Annotated in this window: 1 protein-coding gene; it reads right to left on the bottom strand. The window is 69.0% G+C overall.

The features are described from left to right. On the bottom strand, positions 1-1,247 hold a 1,247-nt coding region (locus ACWDNU_RS46205), incomplete at both ends, for a glutamate synthase central domain-containing protein (protein ID WP_449673490.1).

Here is a 1,247-nt window from a genome sequence, read left to right as displayed (position 1 = left end):
AGGCCGATGACCTGGTACAGCTGGGCGCCGTTGTAGGAGGCGAGGGTGGAGATGCCCATCTTGGACATCACCTTGAGCACGCCGTTGCTGGCCGCGGTGCAGTAGTTCGCGACGGCCTTGCGGTAGTCGGCGGCCAGGTCACCGGTCGAGCCAGGGATCTGCAGCGAGCCGCGCTCGAGCATGTCCTCGATGGTCTCGAAGGCCATGTACGGGTTGATCGCGGCCGCGCCGAAGCCGACCAGCATCGCCATGTGGTGCACCTCGCGGGCGTCACCGGCCTCGACGACCAGGCCGACCATGGTGCGGGTGCGCTCGCGCACCAGGTGGTGGTGCACCGAGGAGGTGAGCAGCAGCGACGGGATCGGCGCCAGCTTCTCGTTGGACTCGCGGTCGGACAGCACGATGATCCGCGCGCCGCCGTCGATGGCCGCCGACACCTGGGTGTTGATCGCGGCCAGCGCCTTGCGCATGCCCTCGCCGCCCTCGGCGACCGGGTACAGGCCGCGCACGACCACCGAGCGCAGCTCGGCGTGGCTGCCGTCGTCGTTGATGTGGACCAGCTTGGACAGCTCGTCGTTGTCGAGGATCGGCTGCTCGAGCGCGATCTGCTTGCACGACTCCGGGCCGGGGTGCAGCAGGTCGGCCTCGGGGCCGATGTTGCGCTTGAGGCTGGTGACGACCTTCTCCCGGATCGCGTCCAGCGGCGGGTTGGTGACCTGCGCGAACAGCTGGGAGAAGTAGTCGAACAGCAGGCGCGACCGGTTCGACAGCACCGCGATCGGGGTGTCGGTACCCATCGAGCCCAGTGCCTCGCCGCCGGTCTTGGCCATCGGCGTGATCAGCAGGTTCAGGTCTTCGGTGGTGTAGCCGAAGATCTGCTGACGGATCAGCACGCGGTCGTGCGACATGTGCACGTGCGGGCGGTCGGGCAGGTCGGCCAGGCGGCTCACGCCGGCGTCGAGCCACTCCTGGTACGGCTGCGCGGCGGCCAGCTCGGACTTGAGCTCGTCGTCGGTGACGATGCGACCGGCCTCGGTGTCGACCAGGAACATCTTGCCCGGCTGCAGGCGGATCTTCTGGACCACGGTGGAGGGGTCGATGTCGAGGACGCCGACCTCGGAGGCGAGCACGACCAGGCCGTCCTCGGTCACCCAGATGCGACCGGGGCGCAGGCCGTTGCGGTCGAGCACGGCGCCGATCTTCTTGCCGTCGGAGAAGCAGACGGCGGCAGGGCCGTCCCAGGGCTC

The sequence above is a fragment of the Amycolatopsis sp. NPDC003676 genome (genome assembly GCF_053587275.1).
This window is presented reverse-complemented; position numbering and strand designations above follow the sequence as displayed.